General features: G+C 67.7%; 14 protein-coding genes. 5 read left to right on the top strand and 9 right to left on the bottom strand.

Annotated elements, in window-relative coordinates; translation table 11 throughout:
- Positions 1–4: 4 nt before the first annotated feature.
- The 5 genes from KU887_RS22625 to KU887_RS22605 form a co-directional block, all read right to left on the bottom strand.
- On the bottom strand, positions 5–2038 hold the full coding sequence (locus KU887_RS22625) for a MacB family efflux pump subunit (protein WP_048986896.1): 2034 nt from the start codon (positions 2036–2038) through the stop codon (positions 5–7).
- Between the two features lie 2 nt (positions 2039–2040).
- Positions 2041–3234 carry an efflux RND transporter periplasmic adaptor subunit gene (locus tag KU887_RS22620; RefSeq protein ID WP_059722066.1) on the bottom strand — a complete coding sequence of 398 codons (1194 nt, stop codon included), beginning with the start codon at positions 3232–3234 and terminating at the stop codon, positions 2041–2043.
- A gap of 271 nt (positions 3235–3505) precedes the next feature.
- Positions 3506–4234, bottom strand: a complete 729-nt coding sequence (locus tag KU887_RS22615) for a bifunctional 2-polyprenyl-6-hydroxyphenol methylase/3-demethylubiquinol 3-O-methyltransferase UbiG (RefSeq protein WP_109342739.1) — start codon at positions 4232–4234, stop codon at positions 3506–3508.
- A 55-nt stretch (positions 4235–4289) separates the two neighbouring features.
- A complete protein-coding gene (locus tag KU887_RS22610) occupies positions 4290–4871 on the bottom strand; it encodes an HD domain-containing protein (protein WP_112751221.1) in 582 nt (193 codons plus the stop codon).
- A 78-nt stretch (positions 4872–4949) separates the two neighbouring features.
- Positions 4950–5516: a helix-turn-helix transcriptional regulator gene (locus KU887_RS22605; RefSeq protein WP_058903402.1), complete on the bottom strand. Its 567-nt coding sequence runs from the start codon at positions 5514–5516 to the stop codon at positions 4950–4952.
- Positions 5517–5962: 446 nt separating this feature from the next.
- Between KU887_RS22605 and KU887_RS22600 the strand changes: the two genes are divergently transcribed.
- Positions 5963–7366 carry an HdeD family acid-resistance protein gene (locus KU887_RS22600; protein WP_058903401.1) on the top strand — a complete coding sequence of 468 codons (1404 nt, stop codon included), beginning with the start codon at positions 5963–5965 and terminating at the stop codon, positions 7364–7366.
- Positions 7367–7459: 93 nt separating this feature from the next.
- Complete coding sequence (locus KU887_RS22595; RefSeq protein WP_205671874.1) at positions 7460–8032, top strand: hypothetical protein; 573 nt, start codon at positions 7460–7462, stop codon at positions 8030–8032.
- 78 nt (positions 8033–8110) lie between these two features.
- Here KU887_RS22595 and KU887_RS22590 read toward each other — a convergent pair whose 3' ends face one another.
- Positions 8111–8695, bottom strand: a complete 585-nt coding sequence (locus KU887_RS22590) for an OsmC family protein (RefSeq protein WP_258258204.1) — start codon at positions 8693–8695, stop codon at positions 8111–8113.
- A 35-nt stretch (positions 8696–8730) separates the two neighbouring features.
- On the opposite strand from KU887_RS22590, the gene KU887_RS22585 reads away from it, so the two are divergent.
- Positions 8731–9462, top strand: coding sequence for a ribonuclease T2 (locus KU887_RS22585; RefSeq protein WP_006498851.1), 732 nt, complete (start codon positions 8731–8733; stop codon positions 9460–9462).
- 25 nt (positions 9463–9487) lie between these two features.
- Here the strand turns inward: KU887_RS22585 and KU887_RS22580 are convergent, their stop codons facing one another.
- From KU887_RS22580 to KU887_RS22570, 3 genes are all read right to left on the bottom strand, one after another.
- The gene (locus KU887_RS22580; RefSeq protein ID WP_059721935.1) at positions 9488–10123 is read right to left on the bottom strand and encodes an isochorismatase family cysteine hydrolase; all 636 of its coding nucleotides are present in this window, start codon (positions 10121–10123) and stop codon (positions 9488–9490) included.
- Positions 10124–10341: 218 nt separating this feature from the next.
- Entirely contained in the window at positions 10342–10986 is a 645-nt protein-coding gene (locus KU887_RS22575) for a hypothetical protein (protein ID WP_112751224.1), read from the bottom strand.
- Positions 10987–11165: 179 nt separating this feature from the next.
- Complete coding sequence (locus tag KU887_RS22570) at positions 11166–12080, bottom strand: glutaminase (protein ID WP_058903396.1); 915 nt, start codon at positions 12078–12080, stop codon at positions 11166–11168.
- A gap of 219 nt (positions 12081–12299) precedes the next feature.
- Here KU887_RS22570 and KU887_RS22565 point away from each other — a divergent pair, with 219 nt between their 5' ends.
- Together KU887_RS22565 and KU887_RS22560 are read left to right on the top strand one after the other, a co-directional pair.
- On the top strand, positions 12300–13010 hold the full coding sequence (locus tag KU887_RS22565) for a response regulator (RefSeq protein ID WP_006498855.1): 711 nt from the start codon (positions 12300–12302) through the stop codon (positions 13008–13010).
- A 64-nt stretch (positions 13011–13074) separates the two neighbouring features.
- On the top strand, positions 13075–14205 hold the full coding sequence (locus tag KU887_RS22560) for an ATP-binding protein (protein ID WP_006483159.1): 1131 nt from the start codon (positions 13075–13077) through the stop codon (positions 14203–14205).
- Positions 14206–14403: the final 198 nt, after the last annotated feature.

The raw sequence follows: 14403 nt of genomic DNA, 5'->3' as shown, positions 1-14403 counted from the left end.
TTCGTCAGTCGCGCGCGAGCGCATCGATCGGATCGAGCCGCGACGCGTTGCGCGCGGGCATGAACCCGAAAATCACACCGGTGAGCGTCGAGCACACGAACGCGGTCACGATCGCGCCGGCCGAGAACACCATCTTCCACTGCGCGACGAACATCGAGAACAGCGCGCCGAGCCCGAACGACAGCGCGATGCCGATCGTGCCGCCGAGCAGGCACACGAGCACGGCCTCGACGAGGAACTGCTGCAGGATGTCGGACTGGCGCGCGCCGACCGCCATCCGGATGCCGATCTCGCGCGTGCGTTCGGTCACCGACACCAGCATGATGTTCATCACGCCGATCCCGCCGACGACGAGCGAGATCACCGCGATCAGCGACAGCAGCAGCGTCAGCGACTGGCCGGTTTTCTCGACGGTCTTGACCACGCTGTCCATGTTGTACGTGAAGAAGTCCTTGCGGCCGTGGCGCTGGATCATCAGCTTCTCGAGGCTTTTCTCGGCGGCGGCGCTCGGCTGCCCGTCGCGCACGCGTACGGTGATGCTGTCGAGATAGCGCTGGCCGAACAGACGCCCGCTGGCGGTCGTGTACGGCACCCACACGTTCAGGCTTTTCACGCTGCCGAATGCGCTCTTCTTGTCGGCGGTCACGCCGATCACGACGCACGGCACGTTGTCGACCAGGATCACTTCGCCGACCGGATTGCGCGTCGCGCCGAACAGCTTGCGGCGCGTGTTCTGGTCGATCACGGCCACCTGCGCCTGACGGCGCACGGCATCGTCGTCGAACGCGACGCCGAGCGCGAAGCGCATTCCGCGCGCCTGGAAGTAGCGTTCGCCGACGCCGCTCACGAGCGCGTTCACATTGACGTTGCGGAAGCGCAGCAGCAGCGTGCGCGACGTTTCGGGCGTCGCGCTGTCGACGTACGGTTGCTCCGCGAGCGCGACGACGTCCGCGGGCACGAGCGTCTGGATCGTGTCCGCGCGGCTGTCGCCCCAGTCGGCGCCCGGATAGAGGCTGATCGTATTGGTGCCGATGCTGCCGATTTCCTCGAGCATGTAGCGCTTCGCGCCTTCGCCGACCGCGACGATCGACACGACCGACGTGATGCCGATGATGATGCCGAGCATCGTCAGCAGCGTGCGCAGCCGGTGCGACACGAGTGCGATCCATGCCATCCGGCACGCTTCGGCGAAGCGGCCGGTGCCGGCGGCGAAGCGGGGGGCGCGTGGGCCGGGATCGGTGTCGGCGGGCGGCGGGGCATCGTGCGGCGCGGGCGACGAAGCCGTCTCGGCTGCCGTTTCGGCTACGTCGGCTGCGCCGATTCCGACTTCCGCGAGCGCCTCCGCGTAGTGGCGGTTCGGCCGGTCGGCGACGATCTCGCCGTCGCTGATTTCGATGATGCGCCGCGCATGGCGCGCCACCGCCTTGTCGTGCGTGACGATCACGATCGTATGGCCGAGCGCGTTCAGCTCGTGCAGGATGCGGATCACGTCCTGGCCGCTTTTCGTGTCGAGTGCGCCGGTCGGTTCGTCCGCGAGGATCACCTGGCCGCCGTTCATCAGCGCGCGCGCAATGCTCACGCGCTGCTGCTGGCCGCCGGACAGTTGGCCGGGCCGGTGATGCGCGCGATCCGCGAGCCCGAGGCGCGCGAGCAACGCGCGGGCGCGTGCATGCCGCTCGGCGCGCGGGGTGCCCGCGTAGATCGCCGGCATTTCGAGGTTCGCGACCGCGTCGACGTGCGGCAGCAGGTGATAGCGCTGGAATACGAAGCCGAAGTGCTCGCGGCGCAGCTGCGCGAGCTCGTCGCTGTCGAGCATGTGCGTGTCGCGGCCGCCGACCGTGTAGGTGCCTTCGCTCGGATGATCGAGGCAGCCGAGGATGTTCATCAGCGTCGACTTGCCGGACCCCGACGCGCCGACGATCGCGACGATCTCGCCCGCGTCGATCGACAGGTTGACGTTGTTCAGGACGACGACGTCCTTGTCGCCGGCCGGAAAGCGTCGCGTGACGGCGGCGAGTTTCAGCAGGGGCTGGCGCATCGTTACACCACGTCCGACAGCGGCGCGCGCTCGTCCGCCGACGCTTCGCCGATCACGACGCGCTCGCCGTCCTTCAGGCCGGCCAGCACTTCGACGCGCACGTTGTTGTTGATGCCGATGCGGATATGGCGCGTTTCCGTGCTGCCGTCGGCGCGCAGCACGCGCACCGCCACGGTGCCGTCCTTGCGCTTCTCGCCGAGCGCAGCGGCCGGAATGCTGAGCGCGTTGCGCGCGTTGCCGAGCACGATGCTGACCTGCGCGGTCATCGCGATGCGCAGCCGGTGCTCGGGATTCGGCACGTCGAACAGGGCGTTGTAGAACACCGCGCTGTTCGGTTTCGCGCCGCCACCCGCGCCGCCGCCGAGCGGGCTTTGCGCTTCGGCGTAGTTCTGCGGCGCCGGTTCGATCGCGCGCAGCTTGCCGTAGTGACGCTTGTCCGGTTCGCCGAGGATCGTGAAATACGCGGTCTGGCCGGCGCTCACGCGAATCACGTCCGCTTCCGACACCTGCGCTTTCACGGTCATCGTGTCGAGATTCGCGAGCTTCAGGATCACCGGCGCCTGTTGCTGCGCGATCACGGTCTGGCCTTCCTGCGTGACGATCGCGACGACCTCGCCGTCGATCGGCGCGACGATGCGCGTGTAGCCGAGGTTGGCTTGCGCGGTCTCGATCTGGATGCGGGCCGAACGGATCTGCGCGGCGAGCGACGCGAGCGTCGCGCGCTGCACGTCGAGCGCCGCGCGGGCGGCCTCGAACGATTCGCGCGACGTCGCGTCGTCGGGCAGCATCGCCTGCTGGCGGCGGAACGCGAGTTCGGCCTGGGTCAACTGCGCGGCGGTCGATTGTTGCTGCGCGCGCAGGCTTTCTTCGCTGGCGCGCGCCTGGCGCAGCGCGTTTTCCGAGATCACCGGGTCGATCTCGGCGAGCCACTGGCCCTTCGTGACCTTGTCGCCGAGCTTGACCTTCAGCGTCTTCAACTGCCCCGACACCTGCGCGCCGACGTCGACTTGCCTGAACGCCTGCAGCGCGCCGGTCGCGAGCACCGCGTTCTCGAGATCGCCGCGCGTGACGGGCGCGGACAGGTACTGCGGATGCTTGTCGGGCGCGCAGGCCTTCAGCGTGACGCCGACGGCGATTGCGACGACGGCAAGGGTAGCCAGCACGATGCGCCGGCGGCGATGGGTCTTCTGGGTCATGAGAATGCAGCGAGGATGAAGCGGGCGCCGGCGATGCGTGCGGCCGAACGGAACGATCCGGTCGGCGCCGCGTCTCGGGCGTGTTGCCCGCGACGGGTTCCGCGTACGCATCGCGCGGGCGTGCCGAATCGAATCAGGCGCTCATGGTAAGCGAGGAATTCGCGCCAAATCGTGTGGAAATTGTGCTGAATTGTGTGGACGCCGTATCGATGCGCGGGCCGGACGGTGCAATTGTTTCGATCTGTGAAGGCGGCGATCCGCCGCGACCGCGCTACCGCCGCGCGGCGACGATCGCCATCATCGGCCGGTCGCGTTCCTCGTCGAGAGCGGGCAGCGCGTCGACCTGCCCGGGCGTCGGCGCCCATTCGTCGAGGTGCGTGAGCGTGAAGCCGCTGCGGATCAGCAGGTTCACGAGCGTACCGAGCGTGCGATGCTGCTTGACGACGCCCGGCGCGAGCCAGTCGGTCACGCGTTCGCCTTCGCGCTGGTAGCCGTCGAGCGGCCACGAGCGGTTGCCCTGCGCATCGACGTCGAAACCCGGCCGGCGCGGCGCCGTATAGATCGGATGCTCGATCGAGAACACGAGCCGGCCGCCCGGCACGAGCGCGCGGTGGATCGTGCGCAGCAGCGTGTCGAGGTGCACGACGTAGTGGAATGCGAGCGAGCTGTACGCGAGGTCGAACGCGGCATCCGGCAGCGCGAGCGTTTCGAGGTCGGCGCGACGGTACGTGATCGCCGGATGCGCGGTGGTCGATGTCGCGCGTTCGAGCATGCGTTCGGACACGTCGATGCCGAGCACGCCGGCAGCGCCCTGGTCGGCGGCCCAGCGGCTGAACCAACCGTAGCCGCAACCGAGATCGAGCACGTGACGGCCGTGCAGGTCGGGTAGCAGCGCGCGCAGCGCGGGCCATTCGGGCGCGCCGTCGAGCCCGTGAATCGAGCGGTTCAGGCGGCTGTAACCTTCGAAGAAGGCCGGGTCGTCGTAGATGTTCTGCGTCATGCGTCGGCTCAGGTGCGGGTGGGGCGCGCAAGGTGGCACGCCCGATCCCGCGAGCTTACGCGCGCTGCCCACCCGCGTCGATCCTGCGCTGCGTGTCGACATCGACGATCTCGCGGATCGCGCTGAACAGCGGCGCGGCATCGGTATAGCGCCGGCCGTAGCCGAGATTGAACGCATAGTCGAAATCGGGCGGATTGCTGCCCTGGTTGTGCTGCAGGATCGTTTCGAGCTTGTCGAGCGCCTTCGCCGCGCGGGCTTCGGGTGAGGCGGCCGCCTCGTATTCGTCCCACAGCGCGACGATCTCGTCGCGCACCGCGCGGTCGAGCGACGCGGTCAGCGTCAGCAGATCGTCGCGTTCGTGCGCGCTCTTGTCGGGATGCGCGGCCTGCTCGATCGCGGGGATGTCGCCGTGCAGCGCCTCGCCGAGGTCGTGGACGACGCACAGTTTCAGCAGCTTCAGCGTATCGACGCCGGGCAGCGCGTCGGCGAACACGAGCGCCATCAGGCATAGCCGCCAGCTATGCTCGGCCGTGCTTTCCGCGCGCCCGGCCGACGTGTGGCCGCTGCGCAGCACGTCTTTCAGGCGTTCGGCGTCGCGCAGGAAATCGAGGCGCGCGCGGATCGTATCGGGATTCATGGTCGGCGTCCTTGCGATGAACCGCCAAGCGTACGCCGGCCGGCCGCGGGGTGTCCACGCATGAAATATGCGTGGGCGTCAGTGCGCGTCCAGCGTTTCCACGAGCCGCACGGCCGAGCCGTCCGACAGCGTCATCCGCGTCCATCGGCACAGGCTGCCGCGAATCGGCACGACGCGCGACGCATTCGCGCCGGTGTCGAACTCGACGCTCGGCGGTCCCGCGCGGTCGTACCAGCCGAGCGGGTCGAGCGCGGCTTCCATGCGGGCGATTTCCGGCGTCGCGTAGCGCCACAGCGACGCGCCGAGCAGCGTCGAAAGCGGCCGCGAGAACTCGGCCGCGCGCGCCGGCGAGCTGGCCAGCAGGCGGTGCGTGAAGTCGCACACGAGATGCATGCGGCCCGTGCTGCCGGCGATCAGCCGCGCGAGCGCGTGGTCGCCCGCGGAATCGAGGCGCGCGGCGAGCAGCCGTTCGGCCGTCGCGCGCTCGGCGGGCGACATCTGCTGAAGGCCGGCTTCCCAGCGGGAGATCGTCGATTGCGCGACGCGGAACAGTTCGGCTGCATGGCTTTGCTTCACGCGGTGCAGCGCGCGCCAGCGCTTGAGTTGCGGGCCGAGCGAGGATGGATGAAGCGGCGGGTGGGGCATGTCGATGCTCCTGTTTCATGCGTCGGCCAGCGCCATGGCTGACAGGGGCGGCCTGGAACCTGGCGAGTGGCGGCCAGCATGTGCCGGCGTGTAATCGGTCCATGCATGTGCTCTCGTCCCGTCTGTGCGGTTCGGCTGGGTGGCTTTCGCCCTCGGAAGCCGGATTCTCCCGTATCCGCCGCCCGTTGTCGAACCCGAAATCTGCCGTGGCAGCGGGCGGCCGGGGCGGTCCGCGCCCCGCCGAAAACGTTTTCGCCAGGCTTTCAACCGGCTCCGCCATATCTTATTATTCGGCCAGAGCGGCGCATGCCGGCCGCCATCGATCACGTCGACGACATGACGGGCCGGCCACGGCGACCGCCTTCCGGCCGGCACGTCGCCCGACGCGCGGTCGAAACGACAGGGGGCGCGAGGCCGCGCGTATCCCGAAAAAATACGAGGGCGCAATGGTACGACTGGTGTTGCTGCTGCTGGGCATCGAATATCTGCGAACCCGCTGGCGCGGGCTGACCGTGCTCGGCTGGCTGTGGGTGGTGGCAGGCGTCGGCATTTTCATCGACGCGCTCGATGGTGCGCTGCATTTCCCGATCGAGCTGTTCGCATGGCTGTTCCTGATCGAGGGGCTCGCGACGCTCGCGGTGGCCGGCAGCGGGGTCGGCGGCCAGCGCATTCTGCGCTACGTGAAAGGCATCGCGGTCGTGGTGGCCGCGGGGCTCGTGTTTGCCGGCCATCATCACGGCCACTTCCTGCTGTCGATGATCTTCGGCACGCTGTTCCTCGTCGACGGGCTGCTGCAGTGCACGTCCGCGTGGATGGTGCGCTATCGCCGCTGGAATGTCGCGTTCGCGTGGGGTGTCGTCGAGATCCTGCTGGCGATCTTCTTCTTCCAGCCGTACCCGACGCACTACGCGGGCACCGTGCCGTACTGCCTCGGCCTGCTGCTGATGTTCGGCGGAATGCACATGCTGAGCCTCGCCGCGCGCGTGCGGCGGCTGACGCGCAATCCGGCGTTCGCGACCTCGCCCGCGCCGGCGCTGGCGCCGGATCTCGACGATGCGCAGTACCCGCCGCAGTTCGCGCAATCCGAATGGGACGGGCCGCCGGCCGACGGCGAGCGGGCGCTGACCGTGCACGTGTGGACCCCGACCGGCACGTCGAAGGCCGAAGCGCAGCGCTATCCGGTGATCGATCGCTACATCGCGGCGGTGGACGTCAACGGCGTGATCTCGACCGGCCATGCGGCGCTGGAATCGCCGGAGGGCATCTACATCAGCCTGTATCCGGCTGTCGAGATCGATCGTTCTCCGGACGAATTCACGCGCATCCTGCGCGCGACGCGCGAGAACGACGTGCCCGGCCTGTTTCAGCCCGACTATGCGACCGAGTCGAAAGCGTGGTGCCCGTCGACCGTGCGCGTGCGCATCCGCAACTACGATCCGGCCAAGCTCGAGGCGTTCTGGTCGTCGTATCGGCAGAACCTCACGTACAACCTCACGCACCGCAACTGCTCGAGCACCGTGTCGAACGCGCTCGAGGCGGCGCTCGACGGTGCGGTGTGGCGGCTGAAGGGCGCGCGGGCCGGGTGGGGCGCGTTCGTGCGGCTGCTGCTCACGCCCGAGCTGTGGGTGGCCGCGCAGATCCGCAAGCGTGCGGTGACGATGGCGTGGACGCCCGGACTCACGCTCGACTATGCGCGCGCGCTCAGCATGCTCGCCGATCCGCGTCCGTTCGCATGGTGGAAGGTGGCGCGCTCGGCGGTGAGCGCGATCATGGCGTCGCGGCGTGCGTGGCGCGAGCAGGACAGCGCGGCGTTGTCGCCGGGCGGCTCGGAGGCGGCGTCGATGAAGTGAAACGCGTGATGCCGGACGCGGGCCCGGCATCACGAAGGGCGCCCGGCGCGGCCCGGCGATATTGCCCGCTACCCGCACCCACGGACGACAACAATGAACAAGACGAGAACGTTCCGCATCCTGGTTCCCGCCGCGCTGGCGCTGGCGAGCGCCGGCCTCGCGCAGGCGGGCACGGACGAAGTGCCGCGCATGAGCAACGACGTGTACCGGATGTCGGTATCGTTCTGCTCGAACGTCACGGCCGACGAGAAGATCATGTGCCAGGGCGACATGATCGCCGCGGGCAGCAGGATCGTCGCGGCGATCGGCGGCCTGCCGCCGGCTTCCGCGTCGGCGATCGACGAAGGCGCGCGCAACAAGCTGCCGCCGGAAGAGCGCAAGGGCCTTGCGCCCGTCGAGCCGCGCGCGATCGACAAGGACGACGATCTGGCCGGCCTCGCCGGCATGGTGCGCCTGTGCGACGTGTACGAATCCGGGCCGGCGTCGCGCGCGCGGCACCACGCGGCGCTGCAGCAGAAGGCGCCCGATGTCGCACCGCGTGTCGAGGCGTTGCTGGCCGATGAGTCGACCGCGGCGCGCCAGCGCGTCAGTATCGGCGTGTGGCAGATTCTCGCGCTCGAGGGGCCCGAAGCGTCGGCGCGCGCGTGCACGCAGCTCGGCACCTGAGCGATCACGTGCGGTAAGCGCGTGCCGTTCGACCGTCGACGCACGGGTGCCGACCATGCGGCATCCGTGACGATCAGCTCAGTCGTGCGCGATCGTGGCCGGCCCGATCCGTATCGGCTTGCCGAGCGTTCGGGCGACCGGCGAGGCCCGTACCGCGTCGCGGACGAGTATGTGCTGCGCCTGCGACAGCGGCACCACGAAGCGCAGGGCGATGTCGAAACCGGTTTCGACATCGCGGCGTTCGAGGGTGACGTCCACCGTACAGGCCGGCAGCGTCACGCCCGCGCGTTCCGCTGCCAGTTCGACCGACATGCAGACGCAGGCCGCCAGCGCGCTTTCGAGCAACTCGTGCGGCCGCAGGCCGGCGTCGCCGCCTTTGCCTGCCTTGCGGGTGTCCGAGCGCACGACGCTGCGCCCGTTTCCGATCTCGACGCAGTACGGCTTGCCCAGCCGTGTGGCCGTCACCATGGGGATGCTCCGTTGCAGGATGAAAGTGGCGACAGCGTATGCCGGGGGCGCATGCGGCGGAAGGCAATCGCCGGTACCGGTACCGGCAGTAACAGGTTCGGCGGTACCCCGCGCGTTCTTTCGTGCACCTTCACATTCGTGCCACGTTGCGGCAGCAACAATCGCGGGCAGACATTCGACAACCTTGCGGCGCATCCCGCGACCGCAAGCCTTTTCCGAGGAAACACGCCATGCTCAAGACGCTCGCCCGCGCCGCTGCCGCACTCGCCGTCGCTTCCGTGTCACTGCACGCCGCCGCGCAGACCAGCTACGACTACCTGTTGCTCGCCGCATCGTGGGAGCCGGGTTTCTGCGCGTCGCACGACACACCGGAATGCACGAACCTCGCCGGATCGTACGCGGCGACGAGCCTGTCGCTGCACGGGCTGTGGCCGAACCGCTACGACGGCAACCAGCCGTTCTACTGCGGCGTGCCGCAGAACGACATCGACCTCGACAACGCGCACCAGTGGTGCAGCATGGACGCGTACCCGATCAGCAGCGCGACGCGCAACACGCTGTCGACGTACATGCCGGGCGTCGCATCCTGTCTCGACAAGCACGAGTGGTTCAAGCACGGCACCTGTTCGAACTCGGCGACGCCCGATGCGTACTGGAACCAGGCGTCGGGCATGATCAGCCGGCTCGGCAACACGTCGTTCAACGCGTTCCTGCAGGCGAACGCGGGCAAGACGGTCACGCGTAACCAGTTGCTGTCGGCGTTCGAAGGCGCGTTCGGCAGCAACACGCGCAGCGCGGTGTCGCTGAAGTGCACGAAGACGAACGGCGTGAGCTACTTCACCGAAGCGTGGATCGCGGTGAAGACGAACGCGACCGCGCAGTTTCCGAGCGCGGCGTCGCTCGTGACGGACGGCAATACGCAGGGTACGTGCCCGACGTCGGGCGTGTTCATCGCGAAGTGAGGCGGATGCTGCGGCTCGGCCGTCGTTACGCCAGCAGCCGCAGCGCCTCCGCGAGCGACAGCACCGTCGTGCGCGATTCGAACGCGGTGGCGAACAGATGCTCGTGGACCACCGGGTCCGGGTCGTAGCAGCAATCCTTGACCGTGTAGAGGCGGAAATCGGCGTCGCTCGCATGGGCGATCGACGACAGCATCACGCCGGTCGACGCGATGCCGACCATGATCAGCGAATCGACGCCTTGGGCGATGAGCCGCGCCTGCAGATCGGTGCCGAAGAACACGCTCGCGCGGTGGGCGAGGATCAGCGGCTCGTCGGGCTGTTTGGCCAGCTCCGGGCAGGGGGCATCGTCGATGAAGAGGCCGAGTTGCTTGATGCCCTGGCCGTTCTTGTTGAGCGGACTGACTTCCGGATAGCCGGGACTGAAGCGCAGATTCGCGAACCACACGCCGACGCCGGCCGCTCGCGCCGCGTCGCAGAGGCGGCGCGTATTCGAGAGCAATTCAGGGGCGACCGACGGAAAGAGGCCGAGGATGTCGGTCTGGTAATGCATGACGAGCAGCGCGGTTCGGGATGGCGCGATGCGCGGGATCGGCGAGGAGGAATGGCTGTCGGCGTGCGCGTGGGCCGTCGTTGCGACTTTTGATGCGTTGTCCGGATTCATGCGTGGGGCTCCAGTAATCGCTGCGGAATGTCGGGAAAGTCGGTTGTTCCGTATCGTCGGTCACGGCGGCGCCAGCGTGCTCGCGCGTTGCGGAGTCTCGGTTGGATATTTCCCGAGGATATCAACGAGTCGAACGATTTCCAGCGCGGCTTGACGGCAGGGGATCACGGCGTTTCGTTGCGATGCTTGCCGGAATCGCGCGTTGCGGCGACAGCGATCTATCGCACCCGTACCGTTCTTACGCAAGCCGGGGCCGGCGGCTCACCGTTATCGCCGCGTTCTCTGTAGGGGACGACCTCCACGGACATCTGCTCGCGCCAGAAGATCTCGGAGATCCGGCGGCCGTGCTCGCCGTAGTGGGTACGATGATTGAACCCCATCGACTCCAGTGCTCCAGTGAATTGCGCGAAATTCGGCTCGCATGTCGTCAGCGGCGCAGCCGGCATTCCGGGAATCGGATCAAAGCCCAGTTCTACGCGCGTCCCTCTTCCATAGACCACGAACCGCTGGATACCGACCGCCCAGTTACCGGGCAGGCGCTGGCCGTAGCCGAAGCTGTCTTGATCGATCGCGTGGGTCTGCACGCCGAAGCTGAGGTGCACCGCGTCGGGTGTCATGTCGGTAACCTGATTGCTGATCCGAATCAGCTCCAGCATGCCTTGCAGCGCTTGCGTGACGGTCAGGTTCGCCGGGCTTCGCGACTCGACGGCCCCGCTGCCGTCGGGTGGGGCATCCGCCGATTGCCCATGTGCGCCGCCGAACGGCAGGCACAGGCTCAATGCCGTCACGACGGCCAAGGGGTTGACGAAGCCGTGCCTGGTATGAGCGGTTGAAACGACGTGAATTCTGTTCTTGGTCTGCATCACGCTGGATCCTTGTTGTGTCGAGCAAAGCAACGATGTCCATTCCCCGTGCCCGTCCCGCGCGGCGTTGTGACGACATTGTCGACAATCTCGCCGACGTAATGGCGTCACTTCGTGGCGCGCGTCGACATCAATACGCTGTCACGGCACCGGACGACGCGAGTGCCCACTGAGACTTCTCAAAAAATCGACCTTCCCGTATAAGTCGTCAACCACTCCAGCGCCAGCGTCCCCGCCAACGAATTCCCGTTCGCATCCAACCCTGGCGCCCACACGCACACCGCCATCTCCCCCGGCAGCACCGCGACGATCCCGCCCCCCACGCCGCTCTTCGCCGGCAACCCGACCCGATACACGAAATCGCCGGCCGCATCGTAGGTGCCGCAGGTCAGCATCAGCGCCGACAGCCGCTTCGCGGAACTCGAATCGACGATCCGCTCGCCGGTCACCGGCGCGACCCCGCCGTTCGCGAGGAACAGCGCGGCGCTGGCGAGTTCGACGCAGTTCATCTCGATCGCACATTGGCGGCAATACGCGTCGATCACGGTATCGGGCGGCATCTGCATGTTGCCGAAGCTCGCCATGAAATGCGCCATCGCGCGGTTGCGCTCCGCGTGCTGCAACTCCGACAGCGCGACGCGCGAGTCGTAGTCGATGTCGTTCGCGCCGATCAGCCGCCGCACGAACTCGACGAGCGCCGTCTCGGCCTTCACGAAGCGGCGGCACAGCACGTCGGTGACCACCAGCGCGCCCGCATTGATGAACGGATTGCGCGGCTTGCCGCGCTCGCTTTCGAGCTGGACCAGCGAGTTGAACGCGGTGCCGGACGGCTCGCGGCCGACCCGTTCCCACAGTTCGTCGCCCAGCAGCTGGAACGCGAGCGTGCACGCGAACAGCTTCGAGATGCTCTGGATCGAGAAGCGCTCGTGCGCATCGCCGACCGTGTAAACGTTTCCGTCGAGCGTCACGACCGCCATCCCGAACTTGTCGGCGGGCACTTTTGCGAGTTCGGGAATGTAGTCGGCCACCCGGCCCTGGCCAATCCAGGGGGCGAGTTCGGTGTGGATGCGTTCGAGAGTCGTCTGGTAATTCATCGCGTCAGGCAGGGTAGAGGCACGGCCGGATTCCGGCGAGCCCGTATGGAACCGTCCCGGCGCCGATTCGTCAAGCGCGGGCGGAATCGCGCCCTTATTTTCAAGACCGGCAAACAGGCAAGCGGCGGGCGCAGTATCATGCGGTACGTTTCGGCCGATGGCCGGCGTCCGGCACCGGCCGGCGCCGCCGCGGCTTCCCCGATGATCCGACCGCTGCCCATGTCTTTTCGCATCCTGCTCGTCGAAGACGACACCCGCCTGTCCACGCTGATCGCCGGCTACCTGCGCAAGAACGACTATGAAGTCGACACTGTGCTGCATGGTGACGCCGCGGTGCCGGCGATCCTGTCCATTCGTCCCGATCTCGTCATCCTCGACGTGAACCTGCCGGGCAAGGACGGCTTCGAAATCTGCCGCGAGGCGCGCAAGCAGTACGACGGCGTGATCATCATGGTGACGGCGCGCGACGAACCGTTCGACGAGCTGCTCGGTCTCGAATTCGGCGCGGACGACTACGTGCACAAGCCGGTCGAGCCGCGCATCCTGCTCGCCCGGATCAAGGCGCAACTGCGCCGCGCGCCCGCGCGCGCGGCCGAAAGCACCGCGCCGCAGCCGGAGCGCTACGCGTTCGGCAAGTTCTCGATCGACCGCACCGACCGCACCGTCGTGCTGCCCGACGGCAGCACGCCCGATCTGACGTCGGCCGAATTCGACCTGCTGTGGGCGCTCGTGTGTCATGCGGGCGAAGTCGTCAGCCGCGACGACCTGATGCTGCAGTTGCGCGGCGTCGAATTCGACGGCCTCGACCGCACGATCGACGGGCGCATCTCGAAGCTGCGCCGCAAGCTGCGCGACGACGCGAGCAACCCGCAGCGGATCAAGACGATCCGCAGCAAGGGTTATCAATTCAGCAAGCACGCGTGGGAATGACGCCGCGCTCGCGCGACGCCGTCACGTTCCGCGCGGGCATTCCGCCTGCCGGCCGGGAGCCGCGATGATCCGACGAACCCGTTCGCACCCCGATGCACCGCCGCTGCCGACGCTGCGCTACGTCAAGTGGCGCTGGCTGCATTTCCGTCGCGCGTGGACCGACACGCGCGCCGACCGCATTCCGAGCTGGTCGCGCCTGTACGTGCGCACCTATCTGCATCTGCTCGGCCTCGTGCTGCTCACCGCACTGGTGCCCGCTCTCGCGCTGTGCGTCGAATTGTCGCCGCAGGTCGTGTGGCATGCGTTCGACTCGTTGCCGGGCGACATCTGGATCGTGCTCGCGTTCGTGTTCACCGCGCCCGCGCTCGCCGCGTACCGGTGGATGCGGCCGGTCTGGTCGGATCTCGTGATGGTGCGCGAGCGGGCGATCGACTTCACCGGCGGCCGCTTCAACACCCGCGCGCGCGAATCGCACAGCGTGATCATCGGTCCGCTCGCGCGCACGCTGAATGCGCTGGCGATGCGCATGGAGCGGCTGATCGCCGCGCAACGCGATTTGACGAACGGCATCTCGCACGAACTGCGCACGCCGCTCGCGCGCGTGCGCTTCGCGCTCGAAATGCTGCGCGAACCGGGCTCGGCGGCCGAATACCAGGGCGCGCTCGAGAGCATCGCGCAGGACGTGACCGAGCTCGAGGAACTGATCGACATGAGCCTCACGTATGCGCGGCTCGAATACAGCTCGCTGCAGTCGAACCTCGAGTCGACCGCGCCCGTCGCATGGTTCGAGCATCAGGTGAACGACGCGCAGCTGCTGTATCCGGAGCGTGCGATCGAGTCGCGCATCGCGATCGCGTCGGATTTGCGCGTGAAGATGGACCGGCGGCTGATGTCGTATGCGATGCGCAACCTGTTGCGCAACGCGAGCAAGTACGCGAAATCGCGGATCGTCGTCGGGATCTCGCTCGTGCACGGCAACATCGGGATCTTCGTCGAGGACGACGGCCCCGGCGTGCCCGAGAGCGAGCGCGAACGGATCTTCGACGCGTTCGTGCGCCTCGACCGCCGCACCGGCGGTTACGGGCTCGGCCTGTCGATCACGCGGCAGGTGCTCCACGCGCACAACGGCCGGATCGCGGTCGTCGATCCGGTCGAGCTCGGCGGCGCGCGGTTCGAGATCAGCTGGCCGGTCTAGCGATACGCGGCAAGCGTCCCGAGCCTCGCCGCAACAACGGCACGACAGCACGCAGCCGCGCGCGCCGGACCCGGATGCGTCGCCGGCCTTTCCCGCCATACCTTCCCCGTATCGATGCCTTCCTGCACCGCGAGCGCGTGACGATTCGTTTGCCACGCGGGCGCGCTTTGCATTACGATTGCAATTGCAACTATATGG

The organism is Burkholderia sp. EMB26, assembly GCF_024730645.1.
In the GTDB taxonomy this organism is placed as follows: Bacteria; Pseudomonadota; Gammaproteobacteria; order Burkholderiales; family Burkholderiaceae; genus Burkholderia; species Burkholderia cenocepacia.
The sequence above is the reverse complement of the archived record's forward strand: the minus strand, read 5'-3'. Positions and strand labels throughout refer to the sequence as shown.

What these genes read in the sequence shown, in the direction of transcription:
- KU887_RS22625 (WP_048986896.1), bottom strand. Translation starts at nt 2,038, where the DNA reads ATGCGCCAGCCCCTGCTGAAACTCGCCGCCGTCACGCGACGCTTTCCG.
- KU887_RS22620 (WP_059722066.1), bottom strand. Translation starts at nt 3,234, where the DNA reads ATGACCCAGAAGACCCATCGCCGCCGGCGCATCGTGCTGGCTACCCTT.
- KU887_RS22615 (WP_109342739.1), bottom strand. Translation starts at nt 4,234, where the DNA reads ATGACGCAGAACATCTACGACGACCCGGCCTTCTTCGAAGGTTACAGC.
- KU887_RS22610 (WP_112751221.1), bottom strand. Translation starts at nt 4,871, where the DNA reads ATGAATCCCGATACGATCCGCGCGCGCCTCGATTTCCTGCGCGACGCC.
- KU887_RS22605 (WP_058903402.1), bottom strand. Translation starts at nt 5,516, where the DNA reads ATGCCCCACCCGCCGCTTCATCCATCCTCGCTCGGCCCGCAACTCAAG.
- KU887_RS22600 (WP_058903401.1), top strand. Translation starts at nt 5,963, where the DNA reads ATGGTACGACTGGTGTTGCTGCTGCTGGGCATCGAATATCTGCGAACC.
- KU887_RS22595 (WP_205671874.1), top strand. Translation starts at nt 7,460, where the DNA reads ATGAACAAGACGAGAACGTTCCGCATCCTGGTTCCCGCCGCGCTGGCG.
- KU887_RS22590 (WP_258258204.1), bottom strand. Translation starts at nt 8,695, where the DNA reads ATGCGCCGCAAGGTTGTCGAATGTCTGCCCGCGATTGTTGCTGCCGCA.
- KU887_RS22585 (WP_006498851.1), top strand. Translation starts at nt 8,731, where the DNA reads ATGCTCAAGACGCTCGCCCGCGCCGCTGCCGCACTCGCCGTCGCTTCC.
- KU887_RS22580 (WP_059721935.1), bottom strand. Translation starts at nt 10,123, where the DNA reads ATGAATCCGGACAACGCATCAAAAGTCGCAACGACGGCCCACGCGCAC.
- KU887_RS22575 (WP_112751224.1), bottom strand. Translation starts at nt 10,986, where the DNA reads ATGCAGACCAAGAACAGAATTCACGTCGTTTCAACCGCTCATACCAGG.
- KU887_RS22570 (WP_058903396.1), bottom strand. Translation starts at nt 12,080, where the DNA reads ATGAATTACCAGACGACTCTCGAACGCATCCACACCGAACTCGCCCCC.
- KU887_RS22565 (WP_006498855.1), top strand. Translation starts at nt 12,300, where the DNA reads ATGTCTTTTCGCATCCTGCTCGTCGAAGACGACACCCGCCTGTCCACG.
- KU887_RS22560 (WP_006483159.1), top strand. Translation starts at nt 13,075, where the DNA reads ATGATCCGACGAACCCGTTCGCACCCCGATGCACCGCCGCTGCCGACG.